Origin of the sequence: Nonomuraea maritima (assembly GCF_900100395.1) — a bacterium.
Taxonomy (GTDB): Bacteria; Actinomycetota; Actinomycetes; order Streptosporangiales; family Streptosporangiaceae; genus Nonomuraea; species Nonomuraea maritima.
In genome coordinates, this window is the sequence record NZ_FNFB01000026.1 from 12019 (window position 1) to 27882 (window position 15864).

General features: G+C 74.2%; 13 protein-coding genes. 11 read left to right on the forward strand and 2 right to left on the reverse strand.

Annotated elements, in window-relative coordinates; genetic code table 11:
• Positions 1–118: 118 nt before the first annotated feature.
• A complete protein-coding gene (locus BLR04_RS30165; RefSeq protein ID WP_090771645.1) occupies positions 119–1030 on the forward strand; it encodes an ATP-binding cassette domain-containing protein in 912 nt (303 codons plus the stop codon).
• A complete protein-coding gene (locus BLR04_RS30170; protein ID WP_090771647.1) occupies positions 1027–1818 on the forward strand; it encodes an ABC transporter permease in 792 nt (263 codons plus the stop codon). Before BLR04_RS30165 ends, BLR04_RS30170 begins: the two co-directional genes overlap by 4 nt.
• Here BLR04_RS30170 and BLR04_RS30175 read toward each other — a convergent pair.
• Positions 1797–4895, reverse strand: a complete 3099-nt coding sequence (locus BLR04_RS30175; protein ID WP_143022270.1) for an AfsR/SARP family transcriptional regulator — start codon at positions 4893–4895, stop codon at positions 1797–1799. The genes BLR04_RS30170 and BLR04_RS30175 overlap by 22 nt on opposite strands.
• A 108-nt stretch (positions 4896–5003) precedes the next feature.
• Here BLR04_RS30175 and leuE point away from each other — a divergent pair, with 108 nt between their 5' ends.
• Together leuE and BLR04_RS30185 are read left to right on the forward strand one after the other, a co-directional pair.
• The gene (gene leuE / locus BLR04_RS30180; RefSeq protein ID WP_090771651.1) at positions 5004–5663 is read left to right on the forward strand and encodes a leucine efflux protein LeuE; all 660 of its coding nucleotides are present in this window, start codon (positions 5004–5006) and stop codon (positions 5661–5663) included.
• A 220-nt stretch (positions 5664–5883) separates the two neighbouring features.
• Entirely contained in the window at positions 5884–6525 is a 642-nt protein-coding gene (locus tag BLR04_RS30185; RefSeq protein WP_090771653.1) for a VC0807 family protein, read from the forward strand.
• 3 nt (positions 6526–6528) lie between these two features.
• Here BLR04_RS30185 and BLR04_RS30190 read toward each other — a convergent pair whose 3' ends face one another.
• Positions 6529–7674, reverse strand: a complete 1146-nt coding sequence (locus tag BLR04_RS30190) for a sensor histidine kinase (protein ID WP_218129230.1) — start codon at positions 7672–7674, stop codon at positions 6529–6531.
• A gap of 348 nt (positions 7675–8022) precedes the next feature.
• Here BLR04_RS30190 and BLR04_RS30195 point away from each other — a divergent pair, with 348 nt between their 5' ends.
• Genes BLR04_RS30195 through BLR04_RS30225 form a run of 7 tightly spaced genes read left to right on the forward strand, consistent with a single transcriptional unit; the run spans position 8023 to position 15859 of the window.
• On the forward strand, positions 8023–8643 hold the full coding sequence (locus tag BLR04_RS30195) for a DedA family protein (protein ID WP_090771654.1): 621 nt from the start codon (positions 8023–8025) through the stop codon (positions 8641–8643).
• Positions 8644–8680: 37 nt separating this feature from the next.
• Positions 8681–9493 (forward strand): DMT family transporter, encoded by an 813-nt coding sequence (locus tag BLR04_RS30200; protein ID WP_176903359.1) that lies wholly within the window; start codon positions 8681–8683, stop codon positions 9491–9493.
• A gap of 40 nt (positions 9494–9533) precedes the next feature.
• On the forward strand, positions 9534–10757 hold the full coding sequence (locus BLR04_RS30205; protein ID WP_090771656.1) for a glycosyltransferase: 1224 nt from the start codon (positions 9534–9536) through the stop codon (positions 10755–10757).
• On the forward strand, positions 10757–11491 hold the full coding sequence (locus tag BLR04_RS30210) for a DUF998 domain-containing protein (protein WP_090771658.1): 735 nt from the start codon (positions 10757–10759) through the stop codon (positions 11489–11491). The genes BLR04_RS30205 and BLR04_RS30210 overlap by 1 nt, the downstream gene beginning before the upstream one ends.
• A 45-nt stretch (positions 11492–11536) precedes the next feature.
• Positions 11537–12274 carry a cytochrome P450 family protein gene (locus BLR04_RS30215; RefSeq protein WP_090771660.1) on the forward strand — a complete coding sequence of 246 codons (738 nt, stop codon included), beginning with the start codon at positions 11537–11539 and terminating at the stop codon, positions 12272–12274.
• The gene (locus BLR04_RS30220; RefSeq protein WP_090771662.1) at positions 12271–13011 is read left to right on the forward strand and encodes an isocitrate lyase/PEP mutase family protein; all 741 of its coding nucleotides are present in this window, start codon (positions 12271–12273) and stop codon (positions 13009–13011) included. The genes BLR04_RS30215 and BLR04_RS30220 overlap by 4 nt, the downstream gene beginning before the upstream one ends.
• Positions 13012–13018: 7 nt before the next feature.
• On the forward strand, positions 13019–15859 hold the full coding sequence (locus BLR04_RS30225; RefSeq protein ID WP_090771664.1) for an AfsR/SARP family transcriptional regulator: 2841 nt from the start codon (positions 13019–13021) through the stop codon (positions 15857–15859).
• The last annotated feature ends 5 nt before the right edge of the window (positions 15860–15864 follow it).

Here is a 15864-nt window from a genome sequence, read left to right on the forward strand (position 1 = left end):
GCTCTGACAAAGCACCCTTACAAGGCCCAATCCCGGCACAGTCAAGATCCTCGGCGTGACAGCCGCCTGACAGGTTCGTGCCAGGCCGCTGCCAGCGCCGCCCGGCAGTCTCTCCGGCATGACCTACGCGATCGAAGCCGAAGGGCTCGTCAAGAGGTACGGCGACAAGACGGCGCTCGACGGCGTCGGACTGCGGGCCGAGACCGGCTCCGTGCTCGGCGTCCTCGGCCCCAACGGCGCCGGCAAGACCACCACCGTGCGCGTCCTCGCCACCCTCGCCGTCCCCGACGCCGGTCACGCGCGGGTCGGCGGGCACGACGTCACCCGCGAGCCCACCCGGGTCCGCGAGCTGATCGGCCTGACCGGCCAGTACGCCTCCGTGGACGAGAAACTGACCGGCGCCCAGAACCTGCGGCTCATCGGCCGCCTGCTCGGCCTGTCCAGGGCGGACGCCCGGGCCAGGGCGTCCGAGCTGCTGGCCCGCTTCGGCCTGGAGGAGGCGGCAGCCCGCGCGGCGGGCGGCTACTCGGGCGGCATGCGCCGCCGGCTGGACCTCGCGGCGAGCCTGGTCGGCCGGCCGCGCGTGCTGTTCCTCGACGAGCCCACGACCGGGCTCGACCCGCGTGCCCGCGGCGAGCTGTGGGACGTCGTCGGGGAGCTGACCGCCGACGGGGTGACCGTGCTGCTGACCACGCAGTACCTGGAGGAGGCCGACCGGCTGGCCGACGACCTGCTCGTGATCGACCAGGGCCGGGTCGCGGCGGCGGGCACCCCCGCCGAGCTCAAGGCCATGGCGGGCGGGCACCGGCTGGACGTGCGCCCCCTGCGCCCGGACGACGTGGAGAAGGCCGAGGCCCTGCTCGGCGTCAGCGCCTGCGACGGGGCGCTCACCGTACCCGTCCACGACCTGTCGGAGCCGCCCGCGCTGCTGCGGGCGCTCGACGACGCCGGGATCGTGCTCGCCGAGCACGCGCTGCGCCTGCCCTCACTCGACGACGTGTTCCACACCCTCACAGGAGACCGACGATGACCTTCACGCAACCCGCCGTCCGACGCGGCCCGTCCGCCGCGCTGTCGCAGGGGCTGGTGCTCGCCTGGCGCAGCCTGATCCCCCTGCGCAACAGCCCTGGCCAGCTCGTCGGCCTGCTCGTGCAGCCCGTGTTCATGATCGTGGTCTTCGTCTACCTGTTCGGCGGGGCGACGGGCGACCGGGCCGACGTGGTGGCGTACATGGTGCCAGGCGTGCTCGTCCAGGTGTCGCTGATCGCCACCATCGGCACCGGCATGAACCTGGCCACCGACATCGGCAACGGCGTCTTCGACCGGTTCAGGACCCTGCCCATCGCCCGTTCTGCGCCGTTGACGGGCCGCATCCTCGCGGACCTCGCGGCGCTGCTGATCACGATCGTGACGTCGCTGGTCGTCGGGTACGCCGTCGGCTTCCGCGTCACGACAGGGCCGCTCGGCGTGCTGGGCGCGATCGGGCTGGTGCTGCTCATGGCCTTGGCGTTGAGCTGGGGGTCGGCGTGGCTCGGGCTCGTGGCGAAGACGGTGTCGTCGATGCAGGGCATGGCCACGGCGGTGCTGCTGCCGCTGACGTTCGGCAGCAGCGCGTTCGTCCCCGCCACCGGCATGCCGGGCTGGCTCGTCTGGTGGATGGGCGTCAACCCCGTCTCCCACCTGGCGTCCGCGCTGCGCGGGCTGCTGGGCGGCGGGCTGCGGGTGGCCGACGTGTGGATCACCCACGGCTGGACCGCCGCGCTGATGGCTCTGTTCGTCCCGCTGGCCGTGCGCGCCTACGCCAGGCGCGTCCGGTGAGGCCCGGGCCCTGCGCCAGGACCCACGCCGGGCTCCCGCGCCAGGGCGCGGGCCTGCGCCGCCGGCATGGTCGCGCCCCGGGTGAAGCAGGCGGTGAAGCGGTCGTCGCCGAGTGCGCTTCTCGCCGCCTGCTCCCCCGCCACGGTCTCCGGTGAGGTGTCGTGCGGCTCGACCGCGGCGGCCGCCCCGAACAGCGCGGCCGCCCGTTCCTGGTCGCCGCCCGCCTGGGCGAGCAGCGCGTACCCGGCCAGCACGACCGACAGCAGCGGGCGGTCGGGGTCGTCACCGCCGAGCGCGTCGAGGGCCCGGTGGTGCTGGTCGAGGGCCGCGTCCAGGTCGCCGGTCTGCGCCAGCGCACGCCCGTACGCGGACCTGAGCGACACCTCGTACTGGGCGATGGGCGGCAGGTCGTCGAGCAGGGCGAACAGCTCACGGAAGATCGCGACCCCGCGATCCAGGTCGCCGCGGCGGCAGGCGTGCGCGGCCTCGGCCTGACCGAGGAACAACCGGCTGGGCACGGACGTCCCGGCGTCCACGTGCGCCCGCGCCTTGGCCAGGTCCTCCTTCGCGCCGTCGAGGTCGCCCGCCGTCGCCCGCAGGTAGGCCAGCCGGACGAGCGTGCCGATCGCCTCGTCGGAAGAGACCCACGTACTCGTCAGCGACCAGGTCTCGGCGATCAGGTGGGCGGTCGGCGCGCCCCTCGCGGCCCGGAGCGTGGCCAGTCCGAGCAGCGCCTCGCTCAGCCCCCACCGGTCGCCCAGCTTCCTGAACCCGGCCACCGCCCGTTCCAGGCCCTCCTCGGTACGGCCGGGGCCGATCAGCAGGGCCGAGCTGGCCAGCCACAGGTCGTCGGCGGCGGCGTACGCGTCGCGCAGTTCGGCGGCCCGCTCGTCCTGGCCCGCCACGGCCGTCATGACGATCCCGCTCAGCCGTAGCATGGGGTGCACCGGGCCCTCCCGTTCTGCGAGCTCGACCAGGTCGTCCATCCGCCGTGCGAGGGCCAGCAGGGCCGACCTGTCGTGGCTCAGCTCGAGGAACGCGTCGACACCGCGGGCGAACACGCACGCCGCGTACGCCCCGGCGAGACCGGGCGGCGGCTCGTCGCCCGCCAGGTCGAGCACCTGCCCGGCCCAGACGGCGCTCTCCTGCCGGTAGCCGCACATCCACCAGTACCAGTTGAGCGCCGCGCACAGCCGCAGCGCCGTTTCGGTGTCGCGCTCGTCCAGGGCCCAGCGCAGCGCGGCGGCGAAGTCGTCGCGCTCGGCGGCCAGCCGTTCGATCCAGCCGATCTGCGCGGCCGTGCGCAGTTCGGGGACCGCCCGTTCGGCGAGGGCGAGCAGCTGGGCGGCGTGCCTGCGCCGGTACGCCGCCGCCTCGCCGGCCTCCTCCAGCCGTTCCAGCGCGTACGCGCGGATCGTCTCCAGCATCCGGTAGCGCCCGTCGGGCGAGACCTGGACGAGCGACTTGTCCACGAGCGCGCCCAGCACGTCGGCCGCGCCCCCGCAGACCTGCTCGACGGTCTCCAGCGTCGCGCCGCCCGCGAACACCCCGAGCCGCCTGGCCAGCACGCGTTCCTCGGGGGCGAGCAGGTCCCAGCTCCACTCGACCACGGCCCTGAGCGTCTGCTGACGGGGCAGCGCCGTGCGGCTGCCGCCGGTGAGCAGCGTGAACCGGTCGCCGATGCGGTCGGCGAGCTGGCGCGGGGTCATCGTGCGCAGGCGGGCCGCGGCCAGCTCGATGGCCAGCGGCATGCCGTCCAGCCTGCGGCACAGCTCCACCACGGCGGCGGTGTTGGCGTCGTCCAGCGTGAACGCGGGCCGCGCCGCGGTCGCCCGGTCGAGCAGGAGCCGTACGGACGGGTAGGTCCGCGCCTGCTCGGGGCCGGCGCCCGCGGGCGGCTGCGGCAGCGGCGGGACGGGCACCAGGTGCTCGCCGGAGACGTTCAGCGGCTCGCGGCCGGTGGCCAGCACCCGCAGGTCGGGGCAGGCGGTGAGCAGCCGCTCGACGACCACGGCGACGGCTTCGACCAGGTGCTCGCAGTTGTCCAGCACGAGCAGGGCGTGCCGTCCCGCGAGGGCCGCGGCGACCTGCGCGAGCGGGTCGCCTGACGTGGGAGCGGTGTGGCCGCCAAGACGGTCGTCGCGCAGGCCCAGCGCGTCGAGCAGCACCCCCTCGACGTCGCCGGGGTCGCTGAGGGAGGCGAGCTCCACCATCCAGAGCCGGTCGTCGCCCAGCCGCAGGGCCAGTTCGGTGGCCAGCCGGGTCTTGCCCGCCCCTCCGGGGCCGACGAGGGTCACGAGTGCCGCCTCACCGAGCAGGGTGACCAGGCGGTCCAGCTCGTTTTCGCGTCCGACGAAGCTGGTGCGGGGCGCGCGGATCCCGGGCCGCTTCGGCGGCGCCGGCGGGCGGGGCGGGGAGTCGCCGGAGAGCACTGCCAGGTGGGCGGCGCGCAGCTCGGGGCCGGGATCGACGCCGAGTTCCTCGGCGAGCGTGCGGCGGGTGCGCTCGTACAGCTCCAGCGCCTCCGCCTGGCGTCCCGAGGCGGCGAGCGCCCGCATGGCGAGCGCGCGGAGCCGCTCGCGCAGCGGGTGGGCGGCCGCCTCAGCGGTCAGGTCGACCGGCAGCCCGGCCTCCAGCCGTTCCTCGGCGCGGGCCTCCACGGCGGCCAGGCGCTGCTCCTCCAGCGCCGCCGCGACGTTCGCGAGCACGGGGACGGCGGTCAGGTCGGTCAGCGCCGCGCCGCGCCACAGGTCGAGCCCGTCGGCGCCGAGCCGCCGGAAGCGCAGGGCGTCCACGTCGTCCGCCGCGACGGCGAGCGCGTAGCCGCCGGGACGGCTCTCGACCACGTCGTACGGCCGCAGCGCCGCGCGCAACCGCCTGACGAGTGTCTGCAGCGCGTTGGGGGCGTTGGCGGGCGGCTCGTCGGGCCACAGGGCGTCGATCAGCCGCGCGGAGGTGACGGTGTGCCCGGCTTCGAGGGCGAGCAGGGCCAGCAGCGCCCGCAGGCGCAACCCTCCGAGCGCGATCGGCCCGCCGTCGCCCTCGACCTCCATCGGCCCCAGGATGGATATCCGCACAGGTCACCTCCTCCCCCTCGACCTCCCTCGGACCCCAGGAGGGACATCCACACAGGTCATATCCTCCTATAACGTGATGTGTCGCGAATATTCGTGGGAGGCAGCGGCATGTTCTTCGGCATCACCGACTTCTGGGCCTACGCCATCGGCGCGTTCCTCATCATCCTGCTCCCGGGGCCGAACTCGCTGTTCGTGCTGACGTACGCCGCCCGCAACGGCGTGCGCCAGGGCTACCGGGCCGCGGCCGGAGTGTTCGTCGGCGACACCGTGCTCATGCTGCTGGCCGCCGCCGGCGCCGCGTCCCTGCTGCGCACCCAGCCGGTGCTGTTCACGATCGTGAAGTACGCCGGCGCCGCCTACCTGGCGTGGGTCGGCTTCCAGATGATCCGCGGCGCCTGGCGGAGCCTGCGCGCCTCCGCCGAGGCCGCGGCCGACGCCGAGCCGGTCGCGGCGCAGGCGCCCGTCGTGCGCCCGTTCCGCAAGGCGCTGACGATCAGCCTGCTCAACCCGAAGGCGATCCTGTTCTTCGTCTCGTTCTTCGTGCAGTTCGTCGACCCGGGGTACGCCACGCCGGCGCTGTCGTTCCTCATCCTCGGGGCCGTGGTGCAGATCTTCAGCTTCCTCTACCTCACCGCGCTGATCTTCTGCGGTTCTTACCTGGCCCGGCAGTTCCGCAGTCGCCGGCGGCTCAGCGCCGGGCTGACCTCGGGGGTCGGGGCCGTCTTCCTGGGCTTCGGCGCGAAGCTCGCCACAGCGTCATTGAGCTGAGGTCACTGAGCTGAGCCCGCACGGCCACATCATCGCGCGCAGATCAGACCGAACGGGTCGAACAGGCCGTCGCACCACCCCGCCTCGAGTACGGTAAGCCACCGCGTGCTTCCCGGGACGGCGGTGATGACGCTTCGGTGACACCGAGCGGACCATCCGGAAAGCCTTGCCCCTCGAACGCCGGGTAGTCGCGGATCGTCGGCCTATCTGCGGAGCAGCCTTGAACTCTCCTCCCGTCACCCTTCCACGCCTCACCGCGCTCGCCCGGCAGGCGGCCCCCAAGCTGCTCGAAGCCGTCGTCGCGCCCCTGGCCGTGTTCTACCTGGCCATGGTGATCCTCGGGTTCCAGTGGGCGCTCGCCCTGACCGTCGCCTGGGTCTACCTCGGGGTCGTCTGGCGGCTCATCAGAGGGATCAAGGTGCCCGCCACCATGTACCTGGCCGCGTTCGCGATCACCGTACGGGCGGTCGTGGCCTTCTGGACCGGAACCTGGATGTGGTTCTTCATCCAGCCGGAGATGGGCACCATCTGCATCGGCATCGCGTTCCTCGCCTCCGTACGGCTCAACCGGCCGATCGTGCAGAAGCTCACGCTCGACTACATCCACCTGCCGTCGGCGGTGCTCGGGCACGAGCGGGTGCGCCGGTTCTTCGCCAGGATCACCCTGCTGTGGGCGTTCGTGCTGCTGGCGAACTCGACGCTGAGCATCTTCCTGGCCGTCTACCAGTACCTGGAGGGCTCGCTCGGCGCGTACATGCTGCTGCGCACCTCGGCGGTGGCGGTGATCAGCGGCACGGCGATCACGTTCTCGGTCGTCGCCTTCAAGCGGCTCCTGCAGCGCCTGCACGTGGCGCACGCCTGACCGTCAGGAGTCCTCCGGGATGGTGACCTCCAGCCGGAACCCGTCGGCCTGAGGGACGGCCGACAAGGTGCCGCCGGACAGCCGTACGCGCTCCTGCAGGCCCGCCAGGCCGAGGCCGCCGGAACGCGCGGTGGAACGGGCGCGCGGCGGACCGTTGCGGACGAGGATCCGGTGCGACGAGACCGAGACCTCGACGGCGGCGCCCGGGGCGTGCTTGGCGGCGTTCGTCAGCGCCTCCTGCACGACGGGCGAGGCCAGATCGGGCACCGGGCCGGGCGCGAGGTCCAAGGTGATCGCCATGCCGGAGTCGCGGGCCCGCGCGACGATGTCGGCGACGTCCTCGTCCACGGGCGACAGCGGCGCCGCGTCGGACTCCTCGCGCAGCAGGCCGATGATCTGACGCAACCGCTCGGTGGCCTCGGCGGCCGCGGCGCGCACCTCGCCCGCCGCCCTGACCTGCGCGGGCGTGAGGCCGGGCGCCAGTTCCAGCCCGGCCGCCCGCACCGCGATCAGCGCCAGTTCGTGACCGAGCGAGTCGTGCATGTCACGGGCGATCCTCGCCCGCTCCCGCATCCGGGCCTGCGCCTCGACCGACAGCCGGGTCTGCTTGCGCTGCTGCAGCAACCTGCGCCGCAGCACCCCCAGCAGGTACGGCACCACGTAGGTGCCGACGAGCGCGGTGGCCAGCGACACCCAGACGGTCAGGTCGCCGCCGGCCGCCAGGCCCACGGCCACTCCGACGAGCGCGATCAGCCCGAACACCGCGAGCGCCGGCCACACCCTGGCCAGCCGCCGGCCGGACAGGTAGGCGTACCACATGATGAACGGCGAGGCCGGGACCAGCGGGAGGATCTTCACGTTGTCGCGGGGCAGCAGCCAGTTCAGATCGACGGTCGCGAACCCCATGTCGAACTGCCACGGCCCGAACGGCAGCAGCAGTATCAGCGCCGCCGGCGGGTACGGCCGGCCGAGCAGCACCGCCACCCCGGCCAGAACCAGCTTCGGCACGGTCACCACGCCGAAGCCCGCCGGGTCGGTGAGCGGGTCGGGCCCCATGACGGAGACGACGACGCCGAGCGCCACCCACAGCAGCAGGTCGTAGATCACCTGCCGGCGGCTCGCACGGCGCAGACGGCGAAGAGCGTGCACATGTGCAACGCTACCCGCCGGTCACGGACGGCCGTCCCCCTCCGTCGTCATGGACCGGCCCTGACGAAAGTCAGGGTGGGCTCGGCGCCACCACGGATGCACAAGCGATGCACCAGGGGCGCACCACAGCTGCTCCCGCAGTTCGGTGCACACCCCTGACGAAAGTAGGGGGCATTTAACACCGATCGTCCGATGTGGCACATCCCTTGGGTTCCTAGCGTCATGAGGTACGGGCCCTGACTGGTGTCAGGGAAGCCTCCGCGTTCGAACCGGGGCGTTCCCCGATGTCCCGGTGCGCCCCGTACCGGGACGCTGTGCCAGTACCCCCACCGATCGGAGTACATCTTCATGTCCCACGCCCTCCTGGGCCTCATCGAGCAGGCCATGTCGTCGCCCTGGTTGTACGCGGCGCTGTTCGGCCTCGCACTGCTCGACGCGTTCTTCCCGGTCGTGCCCGCCGAGACGGCGGTGATCACCGCAGGGGTGTTCGCCGCGGCCACCGGCGGGCCGAACCTGGCCCTGGTCATCGTGGTCTCGGCGGTCGGAGCGTTCGCCGGTGACCACATCTCCTACCTGATCGGCGCCAGGGCGGGCGGCAGGCTGCGCGAGCGCAAGGCGTTCGTCCGGGTGCGCGAGGCCCTCGCCGTACGGGGAGGGCTCGTCCTGGTCGCGGCCCGCTACATCCCCGGCGGACGCACCGCGACGACGCTGACCCTGGGCGCCGTCCGGCATCCGCTGCGCTCGTACAGCTTCTTCGACGGGATCGCGGCGGTCTCGTGGGGCCTGTACTCCGCTCTGATCGGCTTCTTCGGCGGCATGGCGTTCGAGAACGACCCCATCAAGGGGCTGCTGCTCGGGCTCGGCATCGCGGTGTCGATCACTGCCGTCGTCGAGGTCGTGCGGTGGATCAGGAAGCGGCGCGCCATCCGGGCTTCCCCGGCCCGACGTGCGGTGGACACCTCCGTTTGACCCTGCCCGACGACCATCCGAGTGAAAGGAGTGCTCCATGACGGTGCTGGCCGCAGCGATCGCCCTGGTCGGTTCGCTGTTCTTCGCGCTCGGCGCCGCCGTGCAGCAGTTCGAGGCGGTCGGCTCCGCCCGGCCGGGGCTGCTCGCGCTGCTGCGCAGGCCGCGCTGGCTGCTCGGAGGCGCCTCCATCGCCGCTGGTGGCCTCCTGCACATCGCGGCACTCGGACTCGGGCCGCTGACGGTCGTGCAGCCGATGGGGGTGGCCAGCCTGCTCTTCGCGCTGCCCATCGCCGCCACGCTGCACGGCCGCCGGCCGTCGCGCGCCGAGCTGTCCGCCGCCGGGGTCGTGGCGGCCGGGCTGATGGCCCTGGTGCTGCTCGTCCCCGAGGCGGAGGGTCCCGTCCACCTCGGCACCACGGGCGTGGTCACGCTGATCGGTGTGGCCGGAGCCGCCGCCGCGCTGCTCTGGGCCGGTTCCCTCGCCGCCGCGCCGGCGGGCCGCGCGGCCCTGCTCGCCACCAGCGCCGGCGTCCTGTACGGCGCCACCGCGACCCTCATGCGGGCGCTGGTGGACGGCACCTGGAACTGGTGGTACCTGCTCGCGCTGCCCGTGCCCGCGCTGCTGGCACTGGCGATGCTCCAGCGCGCCTACGCCGTCGGGCACTTCGGCGTCTCGTTCGCCTCGCTGCAGATCGCCGACCCGCTGACCGCGGTGGCGTTCGGGGCGCTGCTGCTCGGCGAGCCGCTGCCGACCGGTGTGCTGCCGGTCGTGGCGGCCGCCCTGACCGCGGTGGGCACCGTCGCGCTGGCCAGGACCAGCCCGCTGGAGGAACGCCGCGCGCCTGCCTGATCACTCATTGTCGTCCGCTGTGAAACGGAGTCGAACCCCCATGGCCATGCCTCTGCGCACCCCCCACGACGTCCCGCCGCCCGCCGTCTCCCCCAGCCGCGCTCCCGTCCGTCCGCGGCGGATCCTCATCTCGTCCGACACCTACCCGCCGGACGTGAACGGCGCCGCGTACTTCACCCACCGCCTGGCCACCGGCCTGGCCGCGCGCGGCAACGAGGTGCACGTGATCTGCCAGTCGGACACCGGGCCCGCCGCGGCCGACGTGGTGGACGGCGTGGTCGTGCACCGCCTGCGCTCGGCGCCGCTGCTGGTGCACCCGACCATGCGGGTCAGCGTGCCGGCCCGTCTCGACCGGCTGGTCGCGAGCATCGCCCCCGATGTGCTGCACACCCAGGGCCACTTCGTCGTCGGCCGCGCCGCCATCGCCGCCGCCCGTCGCGCGGGCGTCCCCATCGTCGCCACCAACCACTTCATGCCGGACAACCTCTTCCAGTTCGGCCACATCCCCGAACGGCTGCGCCGCCAGGCCGGCCGGCTCGCCTGGCGCGACTTCAGCCGCGTCTACGGCCGCGCCGACCACATCACCACCCCGACCCCGCTGGCCGCGCGGCTCCTCGCCGACCAGGGCTTCACCCGCGCGGTCGAGCCCGTCTCGTGCGGCATCGACCTGAGCCGTTTCCACCCCCACAGCGAGCCCAAGGCGTGGGCGCGCAAGCTCTTCGACCTGCCCGACCGTCCCACGGCCCTGTTCGTCGGCCGTCTCGACGAGGAGAAGCGGATCACCGAGCTCGTACGCGCCCTGCCGATGGTGCTCAACGTGACCGACGCCCAGGTGGCGCTGGTCGGGACCGGCAACCAGCGGGCCGAGCTGGAACGGCTCGCGCGGCGCATCGGCGTCGGCGACCGGGTGTTCTTCCTCGGGTTCGTCCCCGACGAGAGCATGCCGCAGGCGTTCGCCGCGGCCGACGTGTTCGCCATGCCCGGCATCGCCGAGCTGCAGAGCATCGCGACCCTGGAGGCCATGGCCAGCGGGCTGCCCGTGGTCGCCGCCGACGCCATGGCGCTGCCGCACCTCGTCGACGGCAACGGCTACCTGTTCCAGCCCGGCGACGTGGTGGGGCTCTCCCGCCACCTGACCGCCGTCCTCACCGACGACGACCTGCGCGCCCGCCTCGGCAGGGCCAGCAGGGAGCTCGCCCTCACCCACGACGACCAGTCCTCGCTGGCCCGGTTCGAGCAGATCTATGACGAGGTGAACCGCTGATGAGGCGGCTGTGGGCCGGAGGGGCCGTGGCGGCCACCGTGGTGTCGGCGGGGGCGGTCGCGTACGCGCAGGCGGAGCTGCCGGCTCAGGCGCTGCTGAGCGACTACGCGCTGGTCCCCGGCGGGATGGCGCCGGTCCTGGTCGGGATGCTGGCACTCGCGGGGGCGTGCCTGTGCCTGGCGTACGGGCTGGCGCGGCAGGACCCGGGCCGGACGGCGGCCACGCGGGTGCTGCTGCTGGCCGGGGCCGGCGGGCTGATCATGAGCGCGATCTTCCCGACCGACCCCGGGACGTCGCAGATCGGCACCCTGGCCGGCGAGATCCACCGCTGGTCGTCGGCCGTGGTGTTCACCGCGCTGCCGATGGCGGGCTGGATGCTGGCCCGCCGGGCGGGCACTCCCTGGTGGCGCGCGGCGCCCTCCGCCACCGAGGCTCCCTCCGCCGCGAAGGCGCCCTCCGCCGCGATGACCGCGGTGCGGGCGATGAGCGTGGCGGCGGCGGTGACGCTGGGGGCGTACCTAGTGGCGCACCCCGCCTCCTTCACCTCGCCACTCGTGGGCGGCGACGCGTACTACGGGCTGCTGGAGCGGGGCTTGGTGCTGGCGGAGATGGCGCTGCTGGTGGTGATGGCCGTCGCGGCCGCCACCTCGGCTGCCCCTGCCGCGCAGGCGGCCCCCGAGCGGAACGCGCTGAGCGAGGAGCCGGCGACGGAGCGGCAGCGGCTGGCCGCCTGACACGCTTCGACGGGCGGCGAAACGATCCCGTCCTAACGTGGGCGCATGCCCGTCACCCGTCATGCTGAGGCGGTCGCCGTCCTGGCCGACCCCCGGTACACGCCCCCGCCCGTCCCCGCAGGACAGACCGAGGGGACCCTGGCCTGGCTGCGCTCCCGCGTCTCCCGCTTCTGCGCGGGCCAGGAACACGCCGAGCGCCGCCGTCCGCTCGTCGACCTGCTGGACGCGCTGGACCCGGCCGAGCTGCGCGCGGCGGCCCGCGCCCTGACCCTGGAGCGGGAAGGACGCCGGCGCGGCGTCCCCGCGGCCGTGCTCGGAGCCGCGCTCGGCGTCCACGACACCCGCGCGGTGCCCGCCGCCGCGGCGGGCTACCTGTCCGGCGAGGAGAGCCCACAGGCCGACGCCGCCGTCGCCGACCTGCTGGAGCAGACCGGCGTCCCGGTGATCACACTGCTGCTGCAGGCGCACGCCGCCACGGAGGGCCTCATCGAGAACGCGCTCGCCCACGACCGGGGCGGGGACGTCGAGACGCTGCTGCACGAGACCCTGCGGCACGACCCGCCGCTCCAGGCGACCCGCAGGCTGGACACCCGTACGGGAGAGAAACTCACGATCGACCTGGTGGCCGTCAACCGCGACCCGGACGTGTTCCCCGACCCGGAGCGGTTCGACTCCGCGCGCGGCAGGACCCCGCACCTGACCTTCGGCTCGGGCGTACGCCCCTGCCCCGCGCCCGACCACGCGCTCGCCCTGGCCGCGGGCGTCCTGGAGGCACTGCGATGACCTTCCGCGAGCTGCACCGCCCCGGCGACCCGCTGGTGCTGCCCAACGCCTGGGACTACGGCTCGGCCGCGTACCTGGCCGCGCAGGGGTTCCCCGCCATCGGCACGACGAGCCTCGGCGTGGCCGCCGCGTACGGCAAGCCCGACGCGGCCGGCGCCACCAAGGCCGAGACGATCGAGCTGGCCGAGGCGATCCGCGGCCTCGGCGTCCTCGTCACCGTGGACATCGAGGGCGGTTTCAGCGACGACCCTGCCGAGGTGTCCGACCTGGTCGCGGCCCTGGCCGCGCTCGGCGTCGCGGGCGTCAACCTGGAGGACGGACGGCCGGACGGCACCCTGCGCCCGATCGAGCTGCACCAGCGGATCATCGAGGCCGCACTCGGGCACGGCGTGTTCGTCAACGCCCGTACCGACACGTGCTGGCTGCGTACGGGTGACACGCGGGAGCGGGTACGCGCGTACGCCCACGCCGACGGGATCTTCGTACCGGGGCTGACCGGCCTCGGCGAGATCGCGGACGTGGCGGCGAGCACGCCGCTGCCGCTCAACGTGCTGCACCAGCCGGACGGCCCGACGATCGCCCAGCTCGCCGCGGCCGGGGTGGCGCGGGTGAGCACCGGGTCGCTGCTCTACCGGGCGGCGCTGCGGGAGGCCGCGGCCGTCGCGCTGGCACTCCGGGGCGAGCAACCACCATCTATCCCGACATACGCCGAGATCGCGGAGAGCCTCCCCCGATAATCGGGACATGCGGTTCCACATTCTCGGGCCCACCGAAGTGCTGGACGACGACCGGCCGATCGCGCTCGGCGGCCCCCGGGTACGCGCCCTGCTGACCCTGCTCGCCCTGCACGCCGGCCGGGTCGTCGACGCCGGGCGGCTGGCCGATGGCCTGTACGGCACCGATCCCCCCGAGGGCGTGGCCAACGCGCTGCAGTCGCAGGTGTCGCGGCTGCGCCGGGCGCTCGGCAGGGACCTGGTGGAGTTCCATCCGACCGGCTACCGGCTGGTCGCCGACCCGCAGGACGTGGACGCGCGCCGGTTCGAGCTGCTCGCGCAGGCCGGGCGGCAGGCGCTGGCGGCCGGCGACCCCGGACGGGCGGCGGCGCTGCTGCGCGACGCCCTCGACCTGTGGCGGGGCGCGCCGCTCGCCGACGCCCCGCACGCCGGGGCCGCCGCGACGGCGCTGGAGGAGCTCCGGCTCGCCGCCACCGAGGACCGCGTCCAGGCCGACCTCGACCTCGGCCGGCACCGCGAACTGGTGGCGGAGCTGCGCCGGCTCGTCGGCGCCCACCCGCTGCGCGAACGGCTGAGCGCCCAGCTCATGCGCGCCCTGTACGGCAGCGGCCGCCAGGCCGAGGCGCTGACCGTCCACGACGCGGCCAGGAAGCTGCTGGACGAGGAGCTGGGCGTGGAGCCTGGCCCGGAGCTGACCGCCGCGCACCTGGCCGTGCTGCGGGGCGATCCCGCGCTCGGCGCGTCCGCTCCGGCGGCGTTCCCGCTGCGGCGGGGGTTACGCGCCCAGCTCACCAGCTTCGTGGGCCGCTCGGAGGAGCTCGACCGGCTGCGCTCCCTGCTCACGGAGAGCAGGCTCGTCACGCTGACCGGCCCCGGGGGCGCGGGCAAGACCCGGCTCGCGACCGAGGCGGCCGCGCGGCAGCCGGGCGACGTGTGCTTCGTGCCGCTCGCGCCGGTCTCCGACGCCCCGGGCGTGCCGGGGGCGGTGCTCGCCGCGCTCGGCATCAGGGACGCGCTGCTGCACGTCCCCGAGCGCCCGGCCGTCGATCCCGTGGCCCGGCTGGTGTCCGCGCTGACCGAGCGCGAGCTGCTGCTCGTGATCGACAACTGCGAGCACCTCGTCGGCGCCGCCGCCGAGCTGGTCGACCACCTGCTGGCCGCCTGCCCTGGCCTGCGCGTGCTCGCGACAGGACGCGAGGCGCTGGGCATCACGGGCGAGTCGCTCCTGCCCCTCGCGCCGCTGCGGCTGCCGCCGCCCGAGGCGGACGACCCGCTCGGTTACGCGGCGGTGCGGATGTTCGCCGACCGGGCCGCCGCCGTCCGGCCTGGCTTCAGCGTGGACGCGGGCAACGCCGCCGACGTCGTACGCATCTGCCGGGCGCTCGACGGGCTGCCGCTGGCCATCGAGCTGGCCGCGGCCCGCCTGCGCACGCTGCCGGTCGCCGACGTGGCCGCGCGGCTCGACGACCGGTTCGAGCTGCTCACCCGCGGCAGCCGTACGGCGCTGCCGCGCCACCAGACCTTGCGCGCGGTCGTCGCCTGGAGCTGGGACCTGCTGGACGCCGACGAGCAGCAGGCGGCCAGGCGGCTGGCCGTGTTCGCCGGGGGCGCCCGTCCGGAGGCGGCCGAGCGGGTGTGCGGGCTGCCGGAGGACGTGCTGTTCGCGCTGGTGGAGAAGTCTCTGGTCGAGTTCACCGACGGGCGTCTGCGCATGCTCCAGACGATCCGGGCGTTCTGCGCCGAACGGCTGGCGGAGTCGGGTGAGGAGGAGGCCGTCCGGCGGGCGCACGCGGCGTACTACGTCGAGCTGCTCGAAGCGGCCGACCCGCGGCTGCGCGCCGCCGACCAGCTGGAGTGGCTGGCCCTGCTCGACGAGGAGAGCGACGACATCGTCGCGGCCACCCGGTCCGCCACCGAGTCGGGCGACCTGCAGCAGGCCCTGCGGTTGACCGCGTACAGCGCCTGCTACTGGTGGATGCGTGGCAACCGGGTCACGAGCGCGAACCTCGCGGCCCGCCTGCTGCGCGCGCTCGGCTCCGTGACCTTTCCCGGCATGGAGGAGGAGCACGCGCTGTGCGTGCTCGTGGCCGCATGGGCGGGGACGGGCGACGACGACCTGCGGGCCCGGCTCGAGGAGTTGCGCGAGCGGCTCGGCTGGAACTACGTGCCGGTCAGGCTCGACTTCCTCATGATGCTGCTGTCGATGTTCACCGGCCCGCCGCCCGACTTCGACCACGCCGTCGAGGACATCCTGCATCTGCTGCCGCGGCTGCCGCCGTGGCAGCGGTCGCTGTCGTACTGCGGGGCCGCGTTCGTCCACCAGACGCTCGGCCGCACCGACGAGGCGCTGGAGCACTTCGCCGCCGGCCTGGACGGGTTCCGGGCCATCGGCGAGCGGTGGGGCACGGTGCTGGTGCTGTCCGGGCTGTGCGCGCTGCGGCGGGATCAGGGCGACCACCGCGGCGCGTACGCGCTGGCCGACGAGGCGCTGACGCTGGCGCGGGAGCTGGGCTGCGGGACGGACATCGCCGAGACCCTGTGCCGCAGGGCCGACGCGCTGGTGCGCCTCGACGACGTGGAGGGGGCGCGGGCCGACTACGTGCTCGCGGCCGAGCTGGCGCGGCGCAACGGCTCCCTGGAGAACCTGGCCTGGGCCGAACTCGGCCTGGGCGAGCTGGCGCTGGCCCGCGGCGACCTCGCCGAGGCCCGCACCCACCTGACCCGGGCGCGTGAGGAGTGCCCGGTGGGCTGGTACAGCACGGAGGAAACCCGCACCCGCATCGCAACCGCACTGGCAGCACTCCCCACCCCGCACGGCGAACCGGCCGGCGGGGTGGTCAGCGGGCGGTAGGTCGT